The sequence below is a fragment of the Sphingomonas sp. SAFR-052 genome (assembly GCF_051965015.1).
Lineage (GTDB): Bacteria > Pseudomonadota > Alphaproteobacteria > Sphingomonadales > Sphingomonadaceae > Sphingomonas.
This window is the reverse complement of record NZ_JBQCMO010000024.1, coordinates 1-2,500: the sequence shown is the minus strand read 5'-3', so window position 1 is coordinate 2,500 and position 2,500 is coordinate 1. Positions and strand designations below refer to the sequence as shown.

1 tRNA gene and 2 rRNA genes (1 of these 3 cut by a window edge) are annotated in these 2,500 nt (G+C 55.0%); all 3 read left to right on the top strand.

Annotation, left to right across the window (positions count from 1 at the left end):
- Positions 1-2,137 (top strand): 23S ribosomal RNA (locus tag ACTHQV_RS19045) (it extends 681 nt beyond the left edge of the window).
- A gap of 99 nt (positions 2,138-2,236) precedes the next feature.
- Positions 2,237-2,351 (top strand): 5S ribosomal RNA (gene rrf, locus ACTHQV_RS19040).
- Between the two features lie 72 nt (positions 2,352-2,423).
- Positions 2,424-2,500, top strand: a tRNA-Met gene (locus ACTHQV_RS19035).

The window sequence follows — 2,500 nt, the reverse complement described above, 5'->3', positions numbered from 1 at the left end:
CAGCGAAAGCGAGTCTGAATAGGGCGCTATAGTTTGATGGATTAGACCCGAAACCCGGCGATCTAGGCATGACCAGGATGAAGGTGGGGTAACACCCACTGGAGGTCCGAACCGATTAACGTTGAAAAGTTACCGGATGAGTTGTGTTTAGGGGTGAAAGGCCAATCAAGCCGGGAAATAGCTGGTTCTCCGCGAAAACTATTGAGGTAGTGCCTCGGATGGACACCTTATGGGGTAGAGCACTGGATGGTTGCGGGGGTCGCGAGATCTACCAATACTAACCAAACTCCGAATACATAAGAGTGATATCCGGGAGACAGACGGCGGGTGCTAAGGTCCGTCGTCAAAAGGGAAACAGCCCTGACCTACAGCTAAGGTCCCCAAGTCGTGTCTAAGTGGGAAAGCATGTGGGAATCCCAAAACAACCAGGAGGTTGGCTTAGAAGCAGCCATCCTTTAAAGAAAGCGTAACAGCTCACTGGTCTAAACAAGGGTTCCTGCGGCGAAGATGTAACGGGGCTCAAGACACGCACCGAAGCTTAGGGTGTACACGCATGTGTACGCGGTAGCGGAGCGTTCCGTACGCCTGTGAAGCGGTCTGGTAATGGACCGTGGAGGTATCGGAAGTGCGAATGCAGACATGAGTAGCGATAAAGAGGGTGAGATGCCCTCTCGCCGAAAGACCAAGGGTTCCTGCGCAAGGCTAATCCGCGCAGGGTGAGCCGGCCCCTAAGACGAGCCCGAAGGGGGTAGTCGATGGGAACCACGTTAATATTCGTGGGCCTGGTGGTGTGTGACGGATGGCGTGTGTTGTACGATCTTATCGGATTGATCGTGCTTCGAAGCTGTCCCGGGAAATAGCCCCACCGTATAGACCGTACCCGAAACCGACACAGGTGGTCTGGTAGAGTATACCAAGGCGCTTGAGAGAAGTGTCCTGAAGGAACTCGGCAAATTGCCTCCGTACCTTCGGAAGAAGGAGGCCCAGCATAGGCGCAAGCTCTTGCTGGGGGCACAGGCCAGGGGGTAGCGACTGTTTAGCAAAAACACAGGGCTCTGCTAAGTCGGCTTCAAGACGACGTATAGGGCCTGACGCCTGCCCGGTGCCTGAAGGTTAAGTGGAGGGGTGCAAGCTCTGAAATGAAGCCCAGGTAAACGGCGGCCGTAACTATAACGGTCCTAAGGTAGCGAAATTCCTTGTCGGGTAAGTTCCGACCTGCACGAATGGCGTAACGACTTCCCCACTGTCTCCAGGACATGCTCAGCGAAATTGAATTCTCCGTGAAGATGCGGAGTACCCGCGGTTAGACGGAAAGACCCCGTGCACCTTTACTGCAGCTTCAGAGTGGCATTAGGAAAGAACTGTGTAGCATAGGTGGGAGGCTTTGAAGCATTGGCGCCAGCCGGTGTGGAGCCATAGGTGAAATACCACCCTGTTGTTTTCTGATGTCTAACCTGCGCCCATGAAACTGGGCGAGGGACCCTCTGTGGCGGGTAGTTTGACTGGGGCGGTCGCCTCCTAAAGAGTAACGGAGGCGCGCGAAGGTTGGCTCAGGACGGTTGGAAACCGTCTGTTAGAGTGCAATGGCATAAGCCAGCCTGACTGCGAGACTGACAAGTCGAGCAGAGACGAAAGTCGGTCATAGTGATCCGGTGGTCCCTCGTGGAAGGGCCATCGCTCAACGGATAAAAGGTACGCCGGGGATAACAGGCTGATAACCCCCAAGAGCTCATATCGACGGGGTTGTTTGGCACCTCGATGTCGGCTCATCACATCCTGGGGCTGGAGCAGGTCCCAAGGGTTTGGCTGTTCGCCAATTAAAGTGGTACGTGAGCTGGGTTCAGAACGTCGCGAGACAGTTTGGTCCCTATCTGCCGTGGGCGTCGAAATTTGAGAGGAGTTGCCCCTAGTACGAGAGGACCGGGGTGAACATGCCTCTGGTGTACCTGTCGTCGTGCCAACGGCGCAGCAGGGTAGCTATGCATGGACGGGATAACCGCTGAAAGCATCTAAGCGGGAAGCCTCCCTCAAGATAAGATTTCTTAGGACGGTCGGAGACCACGACCTCGATAGATCGGATGTGGAAGCGCGGTAACGCGTGAAGCTAACCGATACTAATTGTCCTATTCGCGCTTAAGAGAGTTCACACCCCCAACGTCAGCACTGGCTGACCCCAAGTGGTTGATCCTCAGCCTTCGAAACATCGATTTGAAAAAAAAGTGCACCGCCTTCATTGCCTGGTGGCTATAGCGTTTGTGAACCACCCGATCCCATCCCGAACTCGGCCGTGAAACCAACCTGCGCCAATGGTACTATCGCTCAAGCGATGGAAGAGTAGGTCGTCGCCAGGCATTGAAGCCGGTGCACATAACCATTCACAATGTCCCTACACCCCTTCCGCCCAACTCGGGCGACCATGGTGGCGCGGGGTGGAGCAGCCCGGTAGCTCGTCAGGCTCATAACCTGAAGGTCACAGGTTCAAATCCTGTCCCCGCAACCA